This is a genomic window from Ruminococcus sp. 1001713B170207_170306_F1, from assembly GCF_015668065.1.
Classification (GTDB): domain Bacteria; phylum Bacillota; class Clostridia; order Lachnospirales; family Lachnospiraceae; genus Blautia_A; species Blautia_A faecis.
Genome location: NZ_JADPEX010000003.1, coordinates 1 through 23,620, shown reverse-complemented (window position 1 = coordinate 23,620; position 23,620 = coordinate 1). Strand labels below are relative to the sequence as shown.

25 protein-coding genes are annotated in these 23,620 nt (G+C 39.6%); all 25 read right to left on the bottom strand.

Features of this window, described 5'->3' with window-relative positions; all coding sequences use genetic code 11:
- Positions 1–4: 4 nt before the first annotated feature.
- The gene (locus tag I4V84_RS03265) at positions 5–5,947 is read right to left on the bottom strand and encodes a SpaA isopeptide-forming pilin-related protein (protein ID WP_173770152.1); all 5,943 of its coding nucleotides are present in this window, start codon (positions 5,945–5,947) and stop codon (positions 5–7) included.
- A 671-nt stretch (positions 5,948–6,618) separates the two neighbouring features.
- The gene (locus I4V84_RS03260) at positions 6,619–7,104 is read right to left on the bottom strand and encodes a hypothetical protein (protein ID WP_117639532.1); all 486 of its coding nucleotides are present in this window, start codon (positions 7,102–7,104) and stop codon (positions 6,619–6,621) included.
- Positions 7,097–7,657 carry a hypothetical protein gene (locus I4V84_RS03255; RefSeq protein ID WP_117639530.1) on the bottom strand — a complete coding sequence of 187 codons (561 nt, stop codon included), beginning with the start codon at positions 7,655–7,657 and terminating at the stop codon, positions 7,097–7,099. Before I4V84_RS03255 ends, I4V84_RS03260 begins: the two co-directional genes overlap by 8 nt.
- A gap of 84 nt (positions 7,658–7,741) precedes the next feature.
- Positions 7,742–8,317: a hypothetical protein gene (locus I4V84_RS03250; protein WP_151190353.1), complete on the bottom strand. Its 576-nt coding sequence runs from the start codon at positions 8,315–8,317 to the stop codon at positions 7,742–7,744.
- 11 nt (positions 8,318–8,328) lie between these two features.
- The gene (locus I4V84_RS03245; RefSeq protein WP_117639526.1) at positions 8,329–8,730 is read right to left on the bottom strand and encodes a hypothetical protein; all 402 of its coding nucleotides are present in this window, start codon (positions 8,728–8,730) and stop codon (positions 8,329–8,331) included.
- A gap of 17 nt (positions 8,731–8,747) precedes the next feature.
- Complete coding sequence (locus I4V84_RS03240) at positions 8,748–9,347, bottom strand: hypothetical protein (protein ID WP_151190354.1); 600 nt, start codon at positions 9,345–9,347, stop codon at positions 8,748–8,750.
- A gap of 2 nt (positions 9,348–9,349) precedes the next feature.
- Positions 9,350–9,817: a sigma-70 family RNA polymerase sigma factor gene (locus I4V84_RS03235; RefSeq protein WP_151190355.1), complete on the bottom strand. Its 468-nt coding sequence runs from the start codon at positions 9,815–9,817 to the stop codon at positions 9,350–9,352.
- Between the two features lie 285 nt (positions 9,818–10,102).
- Positions 10,103–10,564: a sigma-70 family RNA polymerase sigma factor gene (locus I4V84_RS03230; protein ID WP_187565290.1), complete on the bottom strand. Its 462-nt coding sequence runs from the start codon at positions 10,562–10,564 to the stop codon at positions 10,103–10,105.
- A 16-nt stretch (positions 10,565–10,580) separates the two neighbouring features.
- The gene (locus tag I4V84_RS03225) at positions 10,581–11,222 is read right to left on the bottom strand and encodes a sigma-70 family RNA polymerase sigma factor (protein WP_151190434.1); all 642 of its coding nucleotides are present in this window, start codon (positions 11,220–11,222) and stop codon (positions 10,581–10,583) included.
- Positions 11,223–11,351: 129 nt separating this feature from the next.
- Complete coding sequence (locus I4V84_RS03220) at positions 11,352–11,501, bottom strand: hypothetical protein (protein WP_173770149.1); 150 nt, start codon at positions 11,499–11,501, stop codon at positions 11,352–11,354.
- A gap of 124 nt (positions 11,502–11,625) precedes the next feature.
- Positions 11,626–11,979, bottom strand: coding sequence for a helix-turn-helix transcriptional regulator (locus I4V84_RS03215; RefSeq protein ID WP_334284918.1), 354 nt, complete (start codon positions 11,977–11,979; stop codon positions 11,626–11,628).
- Between the two features lie 138 nt (positions 11,980–12,117).
- Positions 12,118–12,462: a DUF6050 family protein gene (locus I4V84_RS03210; protein ID WP_151190433.1), complete on the bottom strand. Its 345-nt coding sequence runs from the start codon at positions 12,460–12,462 to the stop codon at positions 12,118–12,120.
- A 5-nt stretch (positions 12,463–12,467) separates the two neighbouring features.
- On the bottom strand, positions 12,468–13,601 hold the full coding sequence (locus tag I4V84_RS03205) for a DUF6017 domain-containing protein (protein WP_151190432.1): 1,134 nt from the start codon (positions 13,599–13,601) through the stop codon (positions 12,468–12,470).
- Positions 13,582–14,493 (bottom strand): ParB/RepB/Spo0J family partition protein, encoded by a 912-nt coding sequence (locus I4V84_RS03200; RefSeq protein ID WP_330591321.1) that lies wholly within the window; start codon positions 14,491–14,493, stop codon positions 13,582–13,584. The genes I4V84_RS03205 and I4V84_RS03200 overlap by 20 nt, the downstream gene beginning before the upstream one ends.
- On the bottom strand, positions 14,480–15,265 hold the full coding sequence (locus I4V84_RS03195) for an AAA family ATPase (protein ID WP_151190431.1): 786 nt from the start codon (positions 15,263–15,265) through the stop codon (positions 14,480–14,482). Before I4V84_RS03195 ends, I4V84_RS03200 begins: the two co-directional genes overlap by 14 nt.
- 30 nt (positions 15,266–15,295) lie before the next feature.
- The gene (locus tag I4V84_RS03190; RefSeq protein WP_173770147.1) at positions 15,296–15,472 is read right to left on the bottom strand and encodes a hypothetical protein; all 177 of its coding nucleotides are present in this window, start codon (positions 15,470–15,472) and stop codon (positions 15,296–15,298) included.
- On the bottom strand, positions 15,459–15,932 hold the full coding sequence (locus I4V84_RS03185) for a DUF6075 family protein (protein WP_151190430.1): 474 nt from the start codon (positions 15,930–15,932) through the stop codon (positions 15,459–15,461). The genes I4V84_RS03190 and I4V84_RS03185 overlap by 14 nt, the downstream gene beginning before the upstream one ends.
- A gap of 219 nt (positions 15,933–16,151) precedes the next feature.
- On the bottom strand, positions 16,152–18,194 hold the full coding sequence (gene lysS / locus I4V84_RS03180) for a lysine--tRNA ligase (RefSeq protein WP_173770609.1): 2,043 nt from the start codon (positions 18,192–18,194) through the stop codon (positions 16,152–16,154).
- A gap of 12 nt (positions 18,195–18,206) precedes the next feature.
- Positions 18,207–18,689: a transcription elongation factor GreA gene (gene greA, locus I4V84_RS03175; RefSeq protein WP_148461413.1), complete on the bottom strand. Its 483-nt coding sequence runs from the start codon at positions 18,687–18,689 to the stop codon at positions 18,207–18,209.
- Between the two features lie 394 nt (positions 18,690–19,083).
- Positions 19,084–19,551, bottom strand: a complete 468-nt coding sequence (locus I4V84_RS03170) for an Hsp20/alpha crystallin family protein (RefSeq protein ID WP_148461412.1) — start codon at positions 19,549–19,551, stop codon at positions 19,084–19,086.
- A 283-nt stretch (positions 19,552–19,834) separates the two neighbouring features.
- Positions 19,835–21,055: a tyrosine-type recombinase/integrase gene (locus I4V84_RS03165; RefSeq protein ID WP_055168668.1), complete on the bottom strand. Its 1,221-nt coding sequence runs from the start codon at positions 21,053–21,055 to the stop codon at positions 19,835–19,837.
- A gap of 104 nt (positions 21,056–21,159) precedes the next feature.
- Positions 21,160–21,354 (bottom strand): hypothetical protein, encoded by a 195-nt coding sequence (locus I4V84_RS03160; RefSeq protein ID WP_055168632.1) that lies wholly within the window; start codon positions 21,352–21,354, stop codon positions 21,160–21,162.
- Positions 21,355–21,788: 434 nt separating this feature from the next.
- Positions 21,789–22,037: a helix-turn-helix domain-containing protein gene (locus I4V84_RS03155; protein WP_004613734.1), complete on the bottom strand. Its 249-nt coding sequence runs from the start codon at positions 22,035–22,037 to the stop codon at positions 21,789–21,791.
- 1 nt (position 22,038) lies between these two features.
- Positions 22,039–22,458: a sigma-70 family RNA polymerase sigma factor gene (locus I4V84_RS03150; protein WP_044998991.1), complete on the bottom strand. Its 420-nt coding sequence runs from the start codon at positions 22,456–22,458 to the stop codon at positions 22,039–22,041.
- A 293-nt stretch (positions 22,459–22,751) separates the two neighbouring features.
- Positions 22,752–23,567: a sensor histidine kinase gene (locus I4V84_RS03145; protein WP_272112939.1), complete on the bottom strand. Its 816-nt coding sequence runs from the start codon at positions 23,565–23,567 to the stop codon at positions 22,752–22,754.
- Positions 23,568–23,620: the final 53 nt, after the last annotated feature.

The window sequence follows — 23,620 nt, the reverse complement described above, 5'->3', positions numbered from 1 at the left end:
TTTTTTATTTTTTCTTTTTTAACAGGAACAGTGAACCCCCTGTTCCGCACAATGCAAGACCAGCAAGAAGCAGCCACAGCCGTATATTGCTATCATCACCTGTTTTCGGTGTGTCTGTCGGCTTTGAAGGTTCCTGCGGTGTCTGCGGCGTTTCCGAAGGTTTCTTTTCATCCTTCATGGATACCTTCTGAATCTCTCCGGTATCTTTTACAGAAAACTCCACATCCTCCGCTATCAGATATCCTTCCGGTGCTGTTTCCTCTCGCAGTATATAATCTCCAATCGGAAGTTTTTCCATATAATGCGGCTTGTCTGTAGAAGTCCAGCTTTCCACCGCATTTCCATCTTTATCAAGCACCGTCATTTTTGCCCCCGGCAATTCTTTCCCCGAAATATCCGTTTTGGAAATCTCAACCTTTGTCACATCGTCTTTCATTTCCACTTTCTGAACTTCTGCAGTATTTTCAACAGTGAACGTAATACTTTCCGCTGTCACATAACCATCTGCCGGAAGTGTTTCTGTCAGAGTATATTCTTTGCCGACTTCCAGTTCTTTGATAATGTGCGGCTCCGTACCGGATGTCCACTCATCTACCACAGTTCCGTCCTGATCGGTTACTTCCAGTTTTGCACCCGGTAACTCTTCTCCTGTGGTAAGGTCAGATTTTGTGATTTCAAAGATAGTTGCCTCATTTTCAAAGGTGTGCTCAAAAGTAACTTCCGGCACATCCGCTCCAGCATACTCGAAAGTAAATTCTTTTACTTCTTCTGTCGTAACAAAACCTGCAGGTGCTTTTACTTCCTTCACATAGAAGCTGCCACCTACCGGAAGATCTGCAGTAAAGAAGATTTTTCCATCCTTGTCAGTCGCTTTCTGCTCCATAATGGTATCTGCTTTTACAAGCACATCACCGTCAGTATTCTTAATATCTTCTTTGGCACAAAGGGCAAATACGCCGCCCTCCAGCACACGGTCAGAATCTTTCTCTTTTTTGGTTACGATCACTTTTGCTTTCTGACGGCTGTTCTGCCATTCAGAATCGAAAGTTACCACCGGAGTATCCTGATCACGATAAGTCAGATCAATGTCTCTCGGCTCTCCGTCCAACACAAAACCATCGGCTGTTTCTTTTTCTACCACATAGTATTTTCCAAGCGGCAGGTCATCGGTTCTTGCAATGCCAAGTTCATCGGTTTTGATGGTTGCTACCAGTTCATCCTTTTTGTAATAATCATCACTTTCTCCGTCAGCGGCTTTAATATCTTCTCTGGCATAAATTTCAAAGGTAACGTCTTTCAAAGAGCCTGTCACATAACCCCAGATGGAATCCATTGCTCCTGCAACCATGTCATTCCAGCTCACTTCACTTAAGAATTCACCTTTTTTGTTGATGATGATACGTCCAATCGGAACGTCATCCTTCATTTCCACTTTCTGAATCTCTGCAGTATCCGTGATTGTAAATTCCACTTCTTCTGCTTTTAAGTAGCCATATGGCGCAAATTCTTCACGCAGGATATAGGTTTCCCCGACATGCAGACGTTTGATGATATGCGGTTCCCCTTTTACGGAAGTCCATTTATCAATTTCATTTCCATCTTTATCAAGAACCGTTAGAGTTGCACCATCCAGTTCCACGCCTGTGGTAAGGTCAGATTTTCTAAACTCAACCGTTGTAGGCTGATTCTTAAAGATTTCTTTCAGGCGGACAACTTCTACATCCTGACCCTGATAAGAAACAGTCACTTCGATAATCTCATCAGAAGAAACAAATCCGTCCGGTGCCTGTAATTCTTTGATATAGTAGCTTCCAAATGGTAAATTCTGTTCAAAAATTGCTGTTCCATCTTCGCCTGTGACGGCTGTACAAAGCTGCTCATCTGCTTTCACAATCACTTTTCCCCCGGCTTTGATGTCTTCTTTTGCATATAAACCAAACTCTGCTCCGGCGATGGTGCTGCCATTTTCCGCATCCTGTTTTTCCACGGAAATTTCCACTTTCTGACGCTCATTGATGAACTCTACGCTTTCCACCACGGCAGGAGTATCCTGATCCACATAGACAAACTGCACATTCTGCTCTGCTTTGTTATGTACAAAACCATCCGGTGCTGTTTTTTCTACAACCCTGTAATTTCCAAGTGGAAGATTTTTGATTGTGGCACTTCCTGTTTCATCTGTTGTAAGCTCTGCCACCAAAGTATCTTTGGCATACTCTAAAATACGGTTTCCGGCATCGTCTTTCTGAAAATCTGCAGTATAAATATCTTCTGCAGCGTAGATTGCAAAGACTGCTCCGGCAAGGTTTTCCATCTCATATTTGAAGTCCTTTCCGTAGTCTTTCAGAACTTCACCTTTTTTCACTACTGTAAGTTCCCCTTTTACCGGATGATTTTCATAAACCACTTCGATAATGGCATCTCCTGAAACCGGTTCAATCTGATACAGAGTATCGCTATCTACTTTAATTTCCGCATAATTCTTGTTGATGGTATATCCATCGGGCGCTGTCACTTCTTCAATACGATAATGACCGATTTTCAAATTCTGCGGAAGGATTAAATATCCATCAGCATCGGTAAAATAGGATTTATGTACAATAGTAGTCGGATAGGTCGTTACCTGTTCTACATATTTCTCATTATCCATATCGTAAATCTTAAATTCTGTTCCAGCAGCCAGCACTGTTTTCTTTGTTTCATCGTCCTGTTTCGTGATTTTCAATTTGGCAGAAAACTCATCATCCAAAAGCACACGCCATACCTGCGGCTCTGTCGGCTTATGCTCTGTGATTCTTACAATAAAATCATCCACTGGTTTATAATTATGCGGTGTCGTTGTCTCTCTTACCACATAAGTTCCATATGGAAGTGGAATGGATACTGCATAGCCTTTTTTATCGGTAAAGATTTCAGTTGCCCCATTTTCTCCAAGTACCACCGGAGTAACGGAATCAAAGTCATAAGTTCCATCTTCTTTCACAGTTAAAGAAGATACCAGATAAGCAGTAAATCCTGCGCCTTCAAGAAGTGCTGCATCGGTATTCCCGTTATTTGCAGCCTTAATAATCTGGAACGGCTGCTTCTTGACCTGCTCTAAGGATGTACAGCTTCGTTCCACCACAGCCACTAAATCCCCTTCATAATCACAGACAAGATCATATTCATTTTTATCTGTCAGATAACCTGTCGGCGGTGTAATTTCTTTCACAAAATATTTACCGAGATACAGGTTTTCTGCAACTGCTTCCCCTTTTTCATTGGTTGTCAGTGATGCCACCTTATCCCCGGCTTTATAAATCACACCTGTTGCCCCATCCGGATGTACGATATCTTCACGTGCATACAAACCATATACTGCTTTTTCCAATGTGGCATCGCCCTGCGGTTCTGCTTTGTTTGTTTCTGCATCTTTTTTCTTCAGGAAAATCTTTGCTGTCACACGTTCATTTACAAATGTATGGGAGAAAGAAACGTCAGCTTCGCTGTCATTGGTATATGAAAATTTAAAAGAATATATATCTTCTTTATTTCTCTGATACCCGGACGGAGCCTGTTCTTCTTTTACATAGTAAGAATTTCCAATCGGAAGATCCGCTGTAAATATCGCTGTCCCATCCTCACCTGTGACTGCCTTTTCAATCAGAGAACCTTTCTTCACAACCACAATGCCGTCTGCGTTTACAATATCATTTCCGGCATACAAACCGAAAATACCGCCATCCAAAGGTTTTTCTGTATCCTTATCTTTCTTTACCACGGATACTTTTGCTTTCTGTCTGTCATTGATAAAAGTAGTCTCTGAAAATACCGCTTCTGCATTCTGCCCTGCATAAGATAACGTCACTGTCTTTTCTTCTTTTGCGTTATAAAAGTTTTCTGGTGCCTGCATTTCCTTCACAATATAAGTTCCGAGATGGAGATTTTTTAATACTGCCGCACCGTTATCTCCCGTTACCAGATGCTCTTTTACCAGCTCGCCTTTCTTATATACCTGTGCCCCATAAGCGGTCATTATATCCTCTCCTGCATATACAGAATAAACAGCACCTTTTTGTCGGCGTTTCTCATAGCGGAACACAATGCCTTTCTCGCTTAAATCTGCACCCGTCAATACCTGTCCCTCTTTATATACAGTGAGCTCTCCAAGCTGTTCTTTATCCGGAACAGTTACAGAAGTAGACTGATTTGCTACAAGTTTCACATTATATGCGGATGTATTGATACGATACCCGGTTGGTGCCGTAATCTCTTTTAAATATACCGTATCTTGTGTTTTCACAATTTCCACAGAGGCCGTACCGTTCTTATCTGTCTTTGGCATCTCCTTGATAAGCTGTGTACAGTTTTTATCTTTATAAATGCCGAACACTGCACCGGACAGTTTCGCATCCTCTTTTTCAGAATCTACTTTTACAACCTGAACTTTTGCAAGTTCCAGCCATGTAACCTGAAAAGAAGCCGTAGTTTCTTCCTCTATTCCCTCTCCAAAAACCAGTGCCAGATTTTGCGTATCGGAACCTGTGGTAATTTTATAAGCAGAATAATCCTTTGTTATGCTTCCTTTCATCTTTGCAGACCAGTTTTGTCCCACATCTTCCGTCTGGGTCAACGGCGCTGAAAGAAAAAACGTTGTACCTCCTTTTACTACAACATCTGCCCCTGCATTGCTGATTTTTCCTGTGGATACGTTATGAAACTTTACGCCCTTTGGCAGTTTCATGGTAATGGACTGTCTGCTGTCTGCCTGAAACGTTACTTCTTTTGTTCTCTGGATATTTCCATCTACATAAGCAGTTACTTTGTCATCTGAAAATGCCATAGCCGCATCCGGGATTTCCGGCTGGCTGACCGCATAACTATATAATTCTTTTGCCAATGCGATTCCGGTATCATTCGCCCCATAAAAAGCATCTTCACTTCCCTCTGCATAGGATGCCGCAAGATGTGTCACGACAAATCTTTTTCCGGCTGAAAAATCGGGATATTTCTTATCAAAAAAACAATCCTCTCCGCTTGCATTTGTCCCATAATAACACACTTTGGACAATTCTTTGCCGTCTCCCAGTTTTGTAATTTCATATACTCCGCTGCCCGGTCCCGGCTTTGACGGCTGGATGCAGTATGCGGTTGCCGTCACGCTTCCAAACTTTACGGTAAACGGACAAGTCAGGTAGGAACCCAGACCATAGTCTGCATAATAATACCAGCCGCCGGAACTTACCTCTACCTGTGATGAACGCAGCATTTTAGGATTGTATGCAGTAAAAGTAACCGTTTCTCCTTCCTCCAATGCCAAAAGGTCCACATTCCCTGCAATCATATGGTTTTTAAACTGTTCCATAACATCTAAAAGTTTCAGGCCACTTTCCTCATCATAAGTGTCCTGCCCTTTTAATGCTTCTAATGCCTGATTCAGTTCTGTTTCCGAAAGTTTTTTCTTATGCGAGTCCGTCTCGCCTTCCTCTGCATCCTCTCCCCCGGTCTGATCATTTCCGTCAGAATCCTGTGCATTTTTCTCTTTATGGATTTCCGCTGACGGCTCTCTTACCACAATATTTCTTTGCACATGATAAGACGGATGACCACTGACAGGCTCTACAAAATACACTGCATGATACGTATCTGCTTTATTTCCATCAAATGCCTGTCCATTCTGGTTCTTTGCCTCGTGGTACGTGACCTTTACTTTTTCCGGATGAATCTTCATTCCTGAGAAATCACTTTTCACGTCAAAACCCGTTCCTGCTTCTACTTCATAATCTTCCGCCGTTACAATCTCATCTTCAGCAAGGGCACCCTTTACTTTTTCCATGTCAGGATATTCTGCTTCGTAAGCCGCTGGCTCCGCTTCTGCCGCATAAGTGGTAACTGGCTGCATAATAGAAGAAATGATTGTCAATGCCGAGAGAAATCCCGATACGATTCTCTTTGATTTCCCTTTCATTCGCTAAGTACCTCTCTTTCTTTGTTTTTTGCCATTCTAATACTGTCCTGTTTCAAAAATTTTTCCTAAGTTCCCATATCTCTTTACCTCCTTTTTTACTTGTACTGCCCATAACAGTACATGAATACAGGGAACTTCCCTAAGCGGAACTTCCCTGCATGGTATCTACTGTTATACAGCCCGTAACCGGACTGTTTTTTTATTGAGCGTTTTTCCTGTTCTCATCCTGAACCCGTTCCCTGCTCCGGTTTTCTTTCCGCAGCGTTTTCTCCGAAAGGGTGGGCAGAATGCCCACTCCATGCCGGGTATCTATTCAGGCAGGCTATGAAATTATCAAGGTACATATAAAGGGATTTTTGAAATAAGAAAATACCCTCTCACTAATCGCAGGCTGGAGAGGGTAAAAATTGACCGTTTATAGAAATTTTTTGTTATATGGATTTCAAAGAATTGTCAGTGTGTTTTCTATCGCAACAAACACCAGCATTATTAAAGAGAATTGTTAAAACAACACTAGCGTATTTGATACAAAAAACGGGAGAGAACTGCATAAAAAACAATTCTCTCCCGTAATCATTATTCACATTAATTTTTAATTAGCCCAATCAAGATATGTAGAATCAACCAATATACCTCTACTTTCCTTAAATGTGTCTACCAATGTACATTCTTTAGTATTCAGTCTCTTTTTTACATTCATTATATGAATATAACGTATTAAGATAATTATGGTATTTTATAGAATCAGTTTCTATTTCACCAACATCTATTCCATGAAGAATCGTAATATACATTTCAAGCATGGCACAATTACTATATAGTCTATCCGTATCATTATCATACACAACACAAAGAAAAGGTTCTAATGCATATCTGCTATGAAAATACAAATAGAAACTATGGCTTATTTCATTGTCTTTAACTATATAAATATCTGACACATTTAAATTTTTAATTGGTAAAGTTTCCAACGTGGCACGTGTTATAGCGTCCATCTTTTGTATGGATACTTTTTGATATAAAACAAATTTTTTCATAAGAATTTCAAGAACATCTCTTGTTTTCTTATACGGTTTTACAATGCTGTTATTATATTCTCGTTTTAAGTCATTTATAAACGATTCTGTCTCTGGATTTATTAAAACTTTTTTACACATCAACCCATCCACCTATTTCATTAAATTTAATCCAATAATCTTCGTTGTAAAAATAGCATCGGAGATTATTTGTTGAAATATATACACTTTCTTCAGTGTCAGGAATCACGCAAGTACCTATTGAACGATATCCTTGTGTTGCAGATAATCCATCAATAAGAAAACCTTTACTATAATATTGTGAATCACCTACAATATATAGGTTATCAGCCCTTAACGCTTGAACCGCATTAGAACCTTGCCAACGAATATAAATCGTATATAAGGTAGGAATTCCACCAGTTCTTCCACTCAGGACACATGTTACCGTTGTAAAGCCACTACGAAGTTGCCCTGAATAGTTACCGTTTTCATCCAAAAACAGACGTCCATCAAATGTCGTAGAAGGTCCATCGAGAGACATTATATCAGCATTCGTATTTGTCTCTATGTCGGAAGCAAATACTGTTTCAAAATTTATCGACAACAACAAACAACAAGCCAAAAATATGCTCATTACTTTTCTAATTTTTTTCATATCCATCTTTATATGGTTTTTATTAAATCTGAACATTATCGCTACCTCCAATCGTAGAATTATCAGTTGTTATTCTTTACATTAAGCATACGTATATTTATCTTTTTCAAAGAAAATAACCTACTGAACAAATTTTAATGTATCAAAGTCAATCTCTGGTACCGTAACTGCTCTTCCTGCACTTTGGGCAGCACTTAAATAGATATAGTCATTCACGATCCATCCCGGATAACCGATTGAGCTGTCAGACACCTGCCACCAAATATAGTTTTCATTCAAAGAATAATTATCATTTAACAAAACCCAATCTTTTCTGGTTTCATACAATAACCCATTAATTACTCCGGAAGTGCTCGGTGTGCTTCTTAAACGAACACCATTTCCTTTTACATATGCGAGATAGTAATATTCTTTTGACTTCATCAGTGTCTTCACATCTGGATTTTCTTCCCAGATTTTTTCAATCTCATTCTGATCTGTGATAATTTCAAGATCGGCAAATACTTCGTTTTGGTCTAAATACTTTTGAATTCTGGGATTCTCTGAAACAATTTCATTAATGGTTTCTTTGTCAGTCACAACTTCTAAATTTGCAAAGGGCTCTTTAACTTTCTCTGCCGCAAATGCAGTCACAGAACTGGTTACTACAACACAACAACAAATGAATAAACCACATAAACGCTTAATTTTTCTCATATTTCTTCCTCCTAATGTGGTGCATGTGAATATGCAAACTGCCAATCAGAAAGACTCTTTAGAGCAGCGCCACAGCATTTGCACATAATAACTCTTTTGGTATAGACCCAGCATTCAGTAGGACTTACTTTCGCATGACCATAAAGAGTTGTCTTAACCTGATTGCATGGAATATGCGTACAGGAAGCTCTTAAATTTTTATCTGAGACAATGTTTACCTCTTTATCAACATCCAACTGTTCCATAAAAGAATCTGCTATTTCCTCTGATACGCTAACTTCCTCGCCATTTTCATTAAAAAATGAAACTTCAACCTTTTCCGGCTCCTGTTCTGCTGCTGAAACACTAATCGTCGGCACCAAAATCAGTCCACATACTAATAATATGCTCCATATTTTTTTGATTGTTTTCATATTCTTCCTCCGTTTTATTATTTTTTTAACATTTCAACACTACACTGTCCATCTCTCCTTTCCAATATCAATGTAATTCTTTCGACCATTTTTCCGTCATAATTACATACTTCAATATTTAGTGTTGAACTGTCAGTTTCTGGTATTTTAATAACATTCCCGTCCTGATCTCTGAAATTTATACTATTCATTCCATCTGGCATCCAAAAAATCTTATTTCCATTTCTGAAAATATTATCAGCATTCAAGTTTTGTTCATTTTCTATCGTATAATATCTGCTTCCTTCTTCCACACTCATTTCCAGAACATACCCATATCCCAATGGAGTTCTTTGTTTTTCCAAGTTTACTCTCTCATTTAGTCTTAATTGCACCATTTTATCCCCAGTTGCCGCATAAACTACTAAATCAGGAGATTGCAGGTAATAATTTACAGAAAACATTATCATCATAGCTAATGCAACTACTGCTACACGATAATATCCTCTCATAAGAACTTTTTTTCTTCTTTGGGATTCAATTCTCTTTTTGTATGCTATAAAGAGTTTTCTCTCATTCTGCTCTGTCAGCACAATATCATCTGCTAATTTTGATATATTCTCTAATTTTTTTTCCAATTTTATCTGCCCTCACTTTCATATTTTTCTTTTAATCTTTTTCTTGCCCGTTCTAGTTTTTTCTTCACTGCACTCTCTGAAACCTTCAACATATCAGCAATCTCCTTGCAAGAATAGCCTTCTATATAATAAAGAATTAGTACTTCTTTATCCTTTGCATTTAATGTCATCAATGTATCCATAATTCCTGTTTCTTCAGGTTTATGGTAATGTAGTGCAAGAGTTTCGTAATCTACCGTTGGATGCATCCTTCTGAAACGGAGTATGTTTTTACAAATATTAATATTAACTCTTGTCAGCCATGCTCTTTCATGGCTTTCGTCATTAAAGTCCTTTTTTGTATTTAAATATTTCAAAAATGATTCCTGCACTGCATCATAAGCATCCTCTTCGCTACACAGCATAATAATTGATATTTTATACAACAGTTTACAATATTTATTAAAAATCTGATCAGCATTTCTTTTCATCTTTTTTTCTCCTCATATATATCACACATATAATACATAATTGGTGACACCTAAACCAAAAAAGCAAAAAAATATTTAACCACCTGCTACTCACCAAAGATTTTTCCATTCTTCTGCTTGTATTCTATATCATAATTATAGAAGCTAACTTCGGATACATAAACAGCTTTGTAAACTGACAGCTCTTCCCACCAATTTACAAAGCTGTTTTCATTTCATATACGTTGTCTTATACTGATACTATAACTTTAAATTTATATGATTTTAGAACAATTTTCCACTATTTTAATTGAAATAAATACATCCTCCCTCAATTCCAAGTTCTTTCATTATATTTTTAAGTGTCTTCAAAATTCGTTTTTTTCTGTTCTGTATTGTTTTACGGCTACATCCACAAATTTGTGCCGCTTCTTTCACTGTAACCTCTTCAAAAAATAACAGATAAATCAGATATGCCTCCTGTTCCGGTAACTGTTCTAAACTCTCCTTCAATTTTTTCAGGCATTCACTGCGTACTGCCATCTCCTCCGGCTGTCCTTCCTGCGATATAGAAGTTTTTGCAAAACTGCCTTCCTGCACCACATCAAGACTGCAAACACCGTATTTCTGTTTCTGTTCCTGCTGGTATTTTTCCCTTCTCCGGGACTGATACCATTCCAGATAAACCTCCCTGGTTACTTCCACAAGTGTTTCGTTTTCTGTCCGCAAAATATAATTTTTTCGTTCTTTCGGCTTCTTTCCACGCATATCTTCTTTCCTCCCACTATCTTATCTCTTTTCGATTGCAGCCACCTGACCGTACATCTGCATAATATCTCCGCATCCTGTTCATCGCCCTTGACAGGGTTCTGGACACCGCAGACGGAGAAATTCCCAATTCTTTTGACAGTTCATTCTGTGTTTTTTGATGAAAGAAACATCCGTAAAATACCCTTTTCTGCAGTTCCGTCAAAACCTCAAATATTTCATTTACAGACTCTCTGCCAACCAGCATCTCCAATGGAGACTTTTCTTCTGTCTGAAGCATTCCCCATTCTTCCGAAACATCACTGTATGAGATTGTCCAGCCCTGTTCTTTCGATTCCTGATTACGACTCAAACGGTCTTCTCCTTCCAATACCAGACGGATATACCACTCCCTTTGATTAAAAAACTCTTCCGAAATACAGTCCGCCTGTTCCGCATTGTATTGATATTCCCCACAAAAACAAATCGGAAATACCGTAGTGAACCGACTAACCTGATACAACGCATAGCCATTTTGAAATGCCAAGATTTCTGTCTCACAACCCATGCTCTTTTTGGCAATGACCGTTCCATATTCTTTTAATTTTTTTGCAGTTGGAATTTTCATGCCCGGATATGGGACATCTACGATCTGTTTTAATTCCTGTAATGTCAGCATAACTACCACCTCTTCCGGGTGGCAGAAAATAAAAACATCACAGACGAAAAAACAGTAAAAGACAGCTCCCGGCACACCCGTTTTTTTTTAACGGGAGCCTGAAACTCCTTTTACTGCCACATAAATTTCTTATGCTTTATTTTGTTCTGATAATTCCGGCTGTGAAGCAGCCACTTCATTATCCCTGCTATCTTCCTTTTTCTCCGAAAAAACAGAGAAATCGCCCATTGCATCATATGGGCATCTTTGTCTGTATGCAAGGCACTCTTCCCTTGTCATATCCTGCCTCCTTTCTGTCCGCATCTGTTCTCTTTCCTGACTTAAAGTTTAACAACATTGGCTTTCCATTACCTCATCAGATATGGGGATATTTCTAAATATTCCCACCATATCTGTTGAATTTCTACAATTCCGTACCAAATCCCTCAATCAACACTTCCATTGTCTTTTCCAAAATTTTCTGTTCTTTCCGTTTCAGTTTTTTCGCACGACAAATCAAATCATACAGACGATGGTTTTCTTCTTCCTTACATTCCCCCAATAGTGTTCCTGCATCGGTTTTCAGAATCACCGCCAGCTTCCTGAATATCTCAATAGACATTGCTGTCTGTCCTCCCTCAATCCTGCTGATCGTGTTGGGGCTGATACCTGTTTTTTCTGCTAATACTTCCTGTGATAAGTGAATTTCCTGCCGCCTTTTGCGAATACGGTTTCCTAAGTCAATCAAATCCTGCGATTCCGCACGATTACCCAACACACATCCTCCTTTACTTTGCGACACCGTGTCGCAAGGTTTTTCTTAAAAAGGGCAAAAAAGCAGCCAATATTTTTTACGCATTGGCTGCTTTTCACACTCTATATTCTATTTTTTATACTTTGTTTTTTCTCTTTGAAATCATGTTCTAAATGCTTTTCTCACTATCCACAAACCACCATATCCAATACTCTTTAACAGATATGTTCCCACCATAAGCAAACGCCATGTCAAAACCACGCTGCCTATCATTCCTCCTATCAGCAGATTAAAAGCAAACATTCCAACAGTACCGCCTATATCAAACCCTTTTGGAATCATCCAGAAATACATTTTTTGTATGCCAAAGGGAATCCCTGAAACTATCCACAATTTCCGGTAATCACACACACCGTTTTCCACACAAAACAGATAAACAATAAACATTACCACAGCTATCCCTAAAAGCGGAACTGCCACATTCTCCAAAAATTCTTTTCTTCTCATCCGTTTTATCCTCCTCCATACATATCGTGATTCACTTCTGCTCTGTAATAATTTTCTATGGTCATGGTTGAATTGTAGAGTGTTGTCAGAAGATACGCCCGGATATTTCCTACCTTGCTGGTATTCTTCTCAAGGCAGCCAACGACATATTCAATATGCCCATGTTCCACCTTCATAAAGCGGTTCTTCACAATCACCACAGGCTTGTCCACTCCGCCAATGCGAACAGTGCTGTTATCCGGCATGACCATAACCTCTACCATCAGTTCCACAAGTTCATCCACTTCCTCCTGTTGTCGATACCTGCTGTCCTCAAAACACTCATACGAAATATTTTCCCTGATAATTTTCCGATAGGCTTCCATCTCTTCCACCATATCTATCATTCCTGCTGTTTTCCTCACTGATAGATGAGAAAGATTAGATAAGATATTATCTGTCTCGTTAAAATCAGTTTCACTACTCTCAGTGTCACTATACTCATTTTCACTAAAATCAGTATTGTTAATATCAGTATTATTAGATTGTGATTTTGGACATTCAGGAGTTGTGATTTTCACTATTCCAGAATTGTGATTTTCATCATTCTTGAATTGTGATTCTGCACATTCTTGAATTGTGGTTTTCATCATTCCAGAATTGTGATTTTCATCATTCTTGAATTGTGATTTTGGACATTCCTGAATTGTGGTTTTCACAACTCTTGAATTGTGATTTTCACAATTCTGTGTATTTACAGGCTTTTCCGGCTCTTTTTCTTCCTTTTCAGGCTGTTTGACCATAAAATTCTTCACATAAATCACGTTGGGTTTCCCCAATCCAAGCCGCCTTTTTTCCACCAGGCCAATGCCCTTTTCACTATCCAGTTCCTTTAATAACCGCACTGCCTTCTGTGTGCCACAGTTCATAAGCTCCGCAATTTCTTCCACAGTAAAAATAATGTATACCCTGTCCTCTTCATCGAACCAGCGATTTTTAATACTCAGGCTCATACGGTCCAGCAACAGACCGTATAAAACCTTTGCTTCGCAGGAAATAGTTTTGAAGCATTCTGCGGTAAATAAAATTTTCGGAATCCGGTAAAAGGTATACTGTTCCGCTTCCATTCCATGAAAATAATCAAACTGTATCTCCTGCATCTTCCTGTTCCTCCTTCCCTTTCTTCTTTCTCCACTGTTCCAACAGCGTATAAATTACTTCCTCAACCTGCTCTTTTGTATAGGCTGGCGGAAAATACGAGCGTACCTTCTTTGCCGAAAGAGTTACCTTTGTTTCTGCTTCCTTTTTCTGCAATAAAACAGAATAGATAATTCCCTGATTCAACGTCTTTTCCCTGCTATGATTCTTGAATAACTCCGCCTGTTTATCTGTTACCGTCAAAACTGCATTATCTATTGCCTCTAACACCCATTCCTGTTCTTCTACCGTCAGAAAAGAAAGTTTCTCTCCCGCTTTCATGGAAAGTCTTTTATTGTCTACATAGTCTAATAATCTGGAAATAAGGAATGATAGACGGATATACCGCTGAACCGTCCTTCCGCTTTCGCCAGCAGCTTCTCCTACCAGATCAGCCGTATGCTTCTCTCCCTTGCTTCCCTGATGTTTCATGGCTTCATATTTCATTTTATAAGCATGGGCTTTCTCACTGGGCAGAATATCTTCCCTCTGGATGTTCGTATCCACCATTATCACCGTAGCAGTATCATCATCCATTTCCCGGATAATTACTGGCATCTCTTCCATTCCTGCCAGTTCACACGCCCGCCATCTGCGGTGCCCTGCCACCATCTCATACTCACCATCACCATACGGACGTACAATTCCCGGCATCAGTATTCCATATCGTTTTACACTTTCCACAGTCTCCTGCATTTTTTCATCATCCAATACCCGGAATGGATGGTCTTTGAAGGTGTGAAAAAGACGAATCGGAACGGATACAATCTTCTCTTCTGCCGTTACTTCACTACTGCCAAATAAATCATCATAAGAAGTCAGCTTTATCTTTTCTGCGCTCTTACTCTTCATCATCCAACACCTCCCCTGTCAGATAGTGATAGCCCTCTGCCACAATTCCTTTCGGGTCATGGAGATAGATGCTTTTTCCCTCTGCGGTAGTTTCAGCCGCCCTTACAGACATCGGTATGCAATTTGCAAAAATATGTATTTTGTTTCCGTACACCTCTCGAATCTGAGCCGCAATATCCTTTGCGAAATTTGTCCTGCGGTCTACTTTTGTGAACAAAATCCCCATGATAGAAAGCTCCGGATTCAGTTTTCTGTGTACCCGCCCTATTGTCTTAATAAGCTGCTGTAACCCTTTAACCGGAAGATAAGCCGCTTCTACCGGAATCAATACCCTGTCAGCCGCCACCAATGCGTTAATGGTAATCATACCAAGTGAGGGCATACAGTCAATCAGGATATAATCATACTGTTTTTTTATCCCACATATATACTGCCGCAATACCATTTCCCGACTCATGACATTCACAAGGGAAGTCTCCAATCCTGCAAGTTCAATATTGGCAGGGATAAAATCCACCCCTTCTTCATGATGGATAATTCCTTCTCCCGGCTCCGGTTCCTTGTCATTGATAAGTTTTTCCATAATATTGACCAGTGTCTCATCCAGCTCGTCCGGTTCCTGAATCCCAAGACTGACCGCCATGCTTCCCTGTGCATCTGCTTCAATCAGAAGCACTTTTTTCCCTTCCCTTGCAAGACCGATTCCTAAATTCACACAGGTAGTTGTCTTTCCGACACCACCTTTTTGGTTTGCGACTGCGATTACTCTACACATACTTTCTTCCTGCCTTTCTCCTGTCATGCTTTACTGCATGGTATTTTCTCTTTTCTCTATTTCTGCGTATACACGAAAATATTTGTTTGTTCCTTTATTTGCAAACGGTTTCGATACTCCAAGCACCCGGATTTTCGGGTGCTGTTCCAAAAGTTTCCCAAACCACTGTATATCCTTAACTGTTCCCTGTAATCTAACCTTCAGCATATGAATCCTCCCAATCCCGATAAAAACAATACTCCGGATAACGGATTTTGACTGCCTCCCAAAAGTACCTTGCATAGCCACAGCAGAATAAATCACTGACCGAATATTCCCTGCATTCATCTACCTGTCTGTCACTGTCTCCTTCATAATCATAAACACTGGGAGTACCGTCACAATATAGGTTAAATGCCAGCCGTATAATCCTTACGCTGCCGCTTGTCTGCCAGCCTTCATGCAGGCATTCCGTTTTCACGTATCCTGTCTTAAAATCGTATATCTGTTCTGCGTTTTCTCTTGTATCCCGGTCAATTCCAAGACAATACACCAATGCCTTGTGGTATACATCCTGATATCTGCACTTTGGCAGATAGGTGTAATAAAATTTTTCGTGCTCCTTATTTTTGAAAGTAATTGTGCGAGTAGTATCTTTACCTGCTCTTAACGCTGTGTTATTTGCCATTTTAATTTCCTCCTGTTTTTTTGTACATGACCGTAACAAAAAAGACACTCTTCTAAAATTTCTCTTAGAAAAGTGTCCTCATAATGTAAAAATATTGATTTCATTTTGCATGGACTATTTAAAATCATTTATTATAGCCCATTAAGGAGGTTTTATTTGTCGTACCTTTGTCGTACTCTACATCAAAAAGCCTACATTTTTTAATCCTTTATCGGATTTTTAATACAGCTTTGCACCAGCCGGAATATGTTCATCTACCATCAGTAAATGTAATCCCTCTCTTCCGTCTTCCTCGTGTACTGCTGAAATCAGCATACCTTCGGAATCAATGCCCATCATCTTTCTCGGCGGAAGGTTTACGATTGCAATCGCTGTTTTTCCTACCAGTTCTTCCGGTTCATAATACTCGTGAATACCGCTTAAAATCGTGCGTTTACGGTCTGTTCCGTCATTCAGAGTGAACTTTAAAAGCTTCTTACTCTTCGGAACTGCCTCACACGCTTCAATCTTTACGGCTCGAAAATCTGACTTGCTGAAAGTGTCAAAGTCAACGTTTTCTTCAAAAAGCGGTTCGATTTTTACATTGGAAAAATCAATCTTCTCAGCAGGTTTTTCCTCTGCTTTTACAGCCGGTGCTGCCTGTGCCGCATTGTTTGCTTCGTTCTTGGAAGCGCCCTGTGACTTCATTGTCGGGAACAGCAACACATCACGAATAGCCTGGCTGTCTGTCAGAAGCATAACAAGACGGTCGATTCCGTATCCGATACCACCTGTCGGCGGCATACCGATTTCCAGCGCATTCAGGAAATCTTCATCTGTATGGTTTGCTTCTTCATCACCAGCATCTGCAAGTGCATCCTGCGCCTTGAAACGTTCGCGCTGATCAATCGGATCATTCAGCTCGGAATATGCGTTACACATTTCCCATGTATTAATGAAAAGCTCAAAACGCTCTACCTTGTTTGGATCAGAAGGTTTCTTCTTAGTCAACGGAGAAATCTCGATTGGGTGATCCATAATAAATGTAGGCTGAATCAGCTCTTTCTCACAATATTCTTCGAAGAAGAGATTGATAATATCGCCTTTCTTGTGACGCTCCTCATACTCGATATGATGTTCGGCAGCAAGCTTCTTGGCAGCTTCATCATCTGCAACCTGGTCAAAGTCAATTCCTGCATATTTCTTGATCGCATCATTCATGGTCAGACGCTCAAATGGCTTTCCAAGATCAATCTCGATACCATTGTAAGAAATCTTGGTGGAACCGCAGACCTTCTCTGCCAGATAGCGGAACATGGATTCCGTAAGTTCCATCATTCCTTCATAATCTGTATATGCCTGGTAAAGCTCCATCAGTGTAAATTCCGGATTATGACGGGTATCAACACCCTCATTACGGAATACACGGCCAATCTCGTAGACTCTTTCAAGTCCGCCAACGATCAGTCGTTTCAGATAAAGTTCCAGTGAAATACGAAGCTTAACATCTTCGTTCAGTGCATTGTAATGTGTCTCAAATGGTCTGGCAGCTGCACCACCAGCATTGGAAACCAGCATTGGAGTCTCTACTTCCATGAAGTCACGGCCAGCAAGGAAGTTTCGGATCTCTTTAATGACCTGAGAGCGCTTGATAAATACGTTCTTGCTCTCCTGGTTCATGATCAGGTCTACATATCTCTGACGATAACGCATATCTGTATCTGTCAGTCCGTGGAATTTCTCCGGAAGGATCTGCAGGCTCTTTGATAAAAGAGTCATTTTCTCTGCATGAATAGAAATCTCACCGGTTCTGGTTCTGAATGCAAAACCTTCCAGACCGAAGATATCGCCGATATCAGATTTCTTAAAGTCTGCATAAGAATCTGCTCCGATAGCGTCTCTTGCAACATATACCTGAATGTTTCCCTGTAAGTCCTGGATATTGCAGAAAGAAGCTTTTCCCATGACTCTCTTGAACATCATACGTCCAGCGATTGCCACATGGAGCGGGCTGGCATCCATAATACTTCTTCTCTCTTCGTAGTCGTTCTTCTGAACTTCCTTCGCCTGCTCTTCATCAAGACCTGTTACATCCGGCTCTGTACGATCCTTCAGCAGCTCTGCTTCGTGTGCCTCATAAAGGTTCTTTACTTCCAATGAATGATGGGTCTGATTAAATTTTGTTATCTGAAATGGATCCTTGCCATTCGCCTGAAGCTCTGCCAGTTTATCACGGCGGATTTTCAGAAGCTGATTCAGATCCTGATTCTTCTGTTCTGCCACTTTTGTGCCTCCTTAAATATTACGCTGGATTTCCAGCACTTTGTACTTCATGATACCGGATGGCAGCTCTACTTCTACAATATCACCTGTGTGTGCGCCCATAAGAGCCTTTCCTACAGGAGATTCGTTAGAAATCTTGCCTTCCAGGCTGTTTGCCTCTGTGGAGCCAACCAGCTTCAGTTCTATATCTTCGTCAAACTCGAAGTCATGTACTCTTACTTTACATCCTACGCTGATCTTGTCAAGATCGACTTCGTCCTCAACTACAACCTCAGCGTTCTTCAGGATTTTCTCAATTTCTTCAATACGCGCTTCGATATCTCTCTGCTCATCTTTAGCTGCATCGTACTCTGCATTCTCGGACAGGTCTCCCTGCTCTCTTGCCTCTTTGATCTTACCTGCTACTTCTTTTCTTTTTACTACCTTTAAATCATGCAGCTCTTCTTCCAGTTTTTTAAGTCCTGCATAGGTTAGTAAGTTCTTCTTTTCTTCCATTATAGCCTTACTCCCTTTCATTCCGGCGGCTTGTCGCCCCGTATCATACATTTCTTATATGCTGTTTCTCCCGGAAAATTCCATTACTATAAAAGTCCTGAACAAAAAGCTGCAGAAATATACCAACCACAGATAACATTCATTCGCCAAACAGTCCACTTTTATAATTGGTAATGCCTGCAGAAGCAGACATTTCATTACCCAAAAGGGTACAAATTCACTAGGATATTCACAGTTTCACCATTATAGCTAAATCAACAGGCATTGTCAAGACAGAAAAATAGCGAACAAATGTAAAAAAAGATGCCGCAGAACCACCATTTTCCGTGATTCTGCGGCATCTTACTTCTTAATTATGCTATTCTCTCAGAATATGCTTCTGAAGGGGGAAAAGTTATCCTTCGATGGCAATGTGTTTCTTCTCTTCCACTGCTGGTTTCGCTTCTTTCTTCGGAACAAACAGTTTCAGAATGCCATGTTTAAACTCAGCCTTAATATCCTCCTGCTGTACGTCCTCGCCTACATAAAAGCTTCTGCTGCAGGCTCCTGCGTAACGCTCCCTGCGGATATAATGACCGGATTCTTTCTCCTGCTCATCTTTGTCCAGACCTTTCTCAGCGCTGATGGTCAGATAGCCATTCTCCAGGGAAGCCTTAATCTCATCTTTGGTAAATCCTGGAAGATCAACTACCAGCTGATAACCGTTATCCATTTCCTTAATATCAGTCTTCATAACGTGGCTGGCTCTCTTGCCATAAAGCTTCTTCTCGGTATCTTTCATTGCTTTATCATCATAATAGAATGGAAAATCATTAAAGAAATCATCAAATAAGTTCTCTCCAAAAATACTAGGCATTAACATAAGTCATCTCTCCTTTTTATATATGCTGTTTACCTTGTTTCTTGGAACTCGGGTGGTAGGGAATTCATAAAGCCTTTCGCTTTTGCTTTCTTTTTATCCCCTTCCTTTGTTCTAGTTGTAATATAGCACCTATTATTAGCACTGTCAAGTGGTGAGTGCTAATTTTTTGAGATTTTTTTTGCAAACCCTTTAAAATCAATGGTTTGCAGTATCTTATTTCTTTTGAAATTGTGATTTTTTCTGTTTTGACACCAATTTGACACCAATTTCTCTTTTTGTGGTGTCAAGCATTTAACACCATACTATCTAGTCTTGCAATCTCATTTTCAATCCTTGTCAGCTCTCCAATATGGTTATACACTTCCATTGTTACATCTATATGAGCGTGTCCCATAATATATTGAAGAACTTTTACGTCCATACGGCACTCTGCCATTCTGGTACAAGCTGTGTGACGCATTACATGAGCTGAAAACTTTGGTAACAGCTCTGCTTTCCTATGCTCTTTTTTTGCTCTCTCTACTTCGGTTTTGTTATATGCGTCTACAATGTTGTATAAAACACTATTTACGCCATTCGGCATAAGCGGTCTGCCCGATTTTGCTGTAAAGACAAACCCCGAACACCCGTCCACCTCAATGCTCTTATCCTTTGCAAGCATAAAATTGATTTTTCTTTGTTCCTCAAAGGCTTTTGCAACTTCTTGTGTCATAGGTATAATACGAATACCCGACGACGTTTTTGGTGTTGAGATATGGAACTTGCAACCGTCGCCTAAATTCTTATAAATGAGCTGGTGGTCTACATTAACCGTTTTTGCCTTGATGTTTATATCTTTCCATGTAAGACCAATAAGCTCCCCACATCTTAACCCCGTACCAATCATTATGGTAAACATAGGATAATATGTGTTATAGACATTGCTCTGTTTTACAAACTCCATAAACTTTTCTTGTTGAGAAACTGTTAAGGCTTCTTTTTCCTCTGCTGGTTTTCCATAATCACTAATGGAACTTTTTGCAGGGTTCTTTCGGATAATATCATCATCAACAGCCATTTCTAATGCAGGATAAAGCAGGTTGTGAATATACTTGATTGTAGAATAAGCATATCCAGCTTTGGAAAGTTTCGCATAATACGCTTTAATATGTGAGGGTAAAAGCTGAACAACTTTAATATTTCCAATCTCGTCTTTTACTCTGTTTTCCCAAGCACGAACATAACTAACTCTTGTAGTATCAGCCAGCTCACGAGTTGCCATATAACGCTCAAACAACGTGTTAAGCGTCATTTTTTTGATTGCTCCGTCTGTCAATATATTATCTTCCATATCTTTTGCAATCTGCTTCTCTTTTTCTCGAAGCTCTGGTAAATCTTGTGCATAGACTGTCAATCTCTTGCCTGTTCTTACATCTGTATAACGATAACTGTATCTTCCATCATTACGCCAGTTTTCGCCCTCTCTTAATTTTCTTCCTTTTGGGTCTTTTCTACTAATTGCCATGAGAACCATTCCTTTCTGAAAAAGCCTCTTTTCTTGTTCTCACAGCGTGCTTTGTCCTTTCTTATTATACTACACACGCCAGAGAACATAAATAGAAAATCGCTCTATTCTTCCAAATATAACAAGTATTTCTTGACTTTTTCTATGGAATAAAGAACCCTGCGACCTATCACAATTTTTGCTCCTGCCTGCTCGCCAATCTTTCTTGCAGTAGCACGACCACAAGATAACCTAGCAGACAGTCCCTCTATATCAACAGCAATCGGCTGTTCCGTTGCTCTTATCTTCGTTTTATTCATATTCCAACACCTTACCTCGCTGGAACATCACATCATTTAACACATCAGTATTTAACATAATGTAACACCCCCTTTACTGTGTGTCTATTTATAAGTTACATAAGCAGACAGACGGCTTTGGAAAGCTCCATTAGTATCTCAACTATTCCCATTCTTGTGGGCAGAACCGCACCATGCGGACGTATCATTATTCTGTGAGGATAGGTCATGGCAAAACGACTTTTCCAACAGTCGCTCTCGGATCACTGCGTGAGTCGCTCGCTTTCTTTTGGAAAGGTCGTGGCGTACAGTCCCCGTGGCTCGCTATCTCACAAACGTATCTGTCTGCTTTATTCAGTTGTCAAAGAGCTGTGGCGAAAGCGTGTTGCTTTCATGTAAAAGCAGGGCAGAGCAGGAAAGAGGGGGACATTAAACCATGCTCTGCAAAAAACTGCTTATTCTTCTTCGATTTCTAAGGCAATATCAAACCCTAAAATCATTTTGATAAGTGCTTCTCGGATAAGTCCCTTTAACTCCATATCTACAACAATATAGACATTGCCGTATTCATCATAGAGTGGGCGCAAACAGCACTTTGATATGTACGGGTCATAAAATGCCAGTATTTTTTCAATCGCTTTTTCGTCCCCGTCCATTGCTTGCGAAAGCAAATAGTAGGACGGCTTCTTAAATGTTTGCTTCATTTTACTGCTTCTCCTTTAGTATTTTTTTCATAGTTTCCAAAGCATGATGTCGGTTTCTAAATACACCGCTTTGCGTAATCTTTTGTAAGTTGGCAATTTCACTTTCTGTCATTTCCAAGAAGTAATACATTAACAGAGTATTTCTCTTTCTTTCTGGAAGTTTTTTCAAGGCTTCTGCCAGCTCATCATCAAGGACACGAATATCAATGCCACATACTGAAAAGATTGTATAATCTGTTTCGTAGTCATCCCACACAGCAAAATTTTCAACGAAAATTTCTGGAAGTTCACAGAATGGAATTTCTTTATCTTTTCGTCGTTTCAATCCTTGTTGGTAGTCCTTTACAATATGACGGACAACTTTCTTCAAACAACTTTCAAATCGACATTGAACTGTTTTCTGGAAGTCAGACGGTTTCATCAATCTCACCCCCTTTCCACTATGATTTGAAAAGTGTTTATCCCTCTTTCCGCACCATATAGGGAATGAAAGGTGTGATTTAATGACCTCTTTTGAAAAATTTTTAAATTTTTTTCGGGTATGAAAAAAGCCCGCACAAAACATATAGTCTGTACGAGCCTTTAAAGCTAAAACATATTCAATTTTTAATAGTGTGCTATTAGGTGGAATTTGATTGCAAAGAATTGTACTTAAAGCTTTCCATAATGCAAGCCCCCTTAAAGCACCGTATCAATGTTGGCATGGTTTTCAAATTACTCTGAAAAATTATGAACTGTTCCTTTTGGAAATGTAATGGTCAGTCTTGTATATTCTTTTTCCGTAGAAGCAATATCCAATTTCAAGCCCAACCTATCGCATAATTTTTTCGATAGATACAGTCCCATACCCGTTGCATTTGCCTTGTTTCTATTTGAACCCGTAAAACCTTTTTCAAATACACGGGATAAATCAGACGCTTTTATTCCACAACCATTATCTTCAATCACAAGCAATATATTTGTACCATTGTCTTGACTGTATATCGTCAGCTTATTTTCTTGCTTATCAAAATACTTAATCGCATTTTGCACGATTTGAGATAGAATGAATGTCAGCCATTTTTCATCAGTATAAATGACATTTTCTATGTCATGGATATTGATAATTGCTTTTCTTTCCATAAGCGAATGACGGAATTTCAGAATGACATTATGTATCACTTCGTCTAACTGCAACTGTTTTACAAAATAGTCCTTTTCCGTATTTTCGCTTCTTGCATAGTAGAGCATTTGTTCCACTAACTGAAATATTTTGTCTGTTTCTTTTTTTAATGTGTAATTTTTTGTATTGTCAAACGTCAAAGACAATGCTCCTATCGGTATTTTAATTTCATGGACGAAACTTTCCACATATTCTTGATAGTCCTGTTTTTCCTCTGTGATTTTGCCGATTTCATCATTCATAGATTTGCAGGCTTTTTTTAGTGCGTAGCAATAGGCTTTATTTTGAAATTCTTTTGGCTTTGGTAAAACGTCTGCAATATAATAGGTTTCTTCCAGTCCGTCTAAAGGTATAATCACTTTCCACACGCTTTCCATTGATAAGAAGTTCTGCATTTTCTTCTTTCAACATCTGCCAGCCC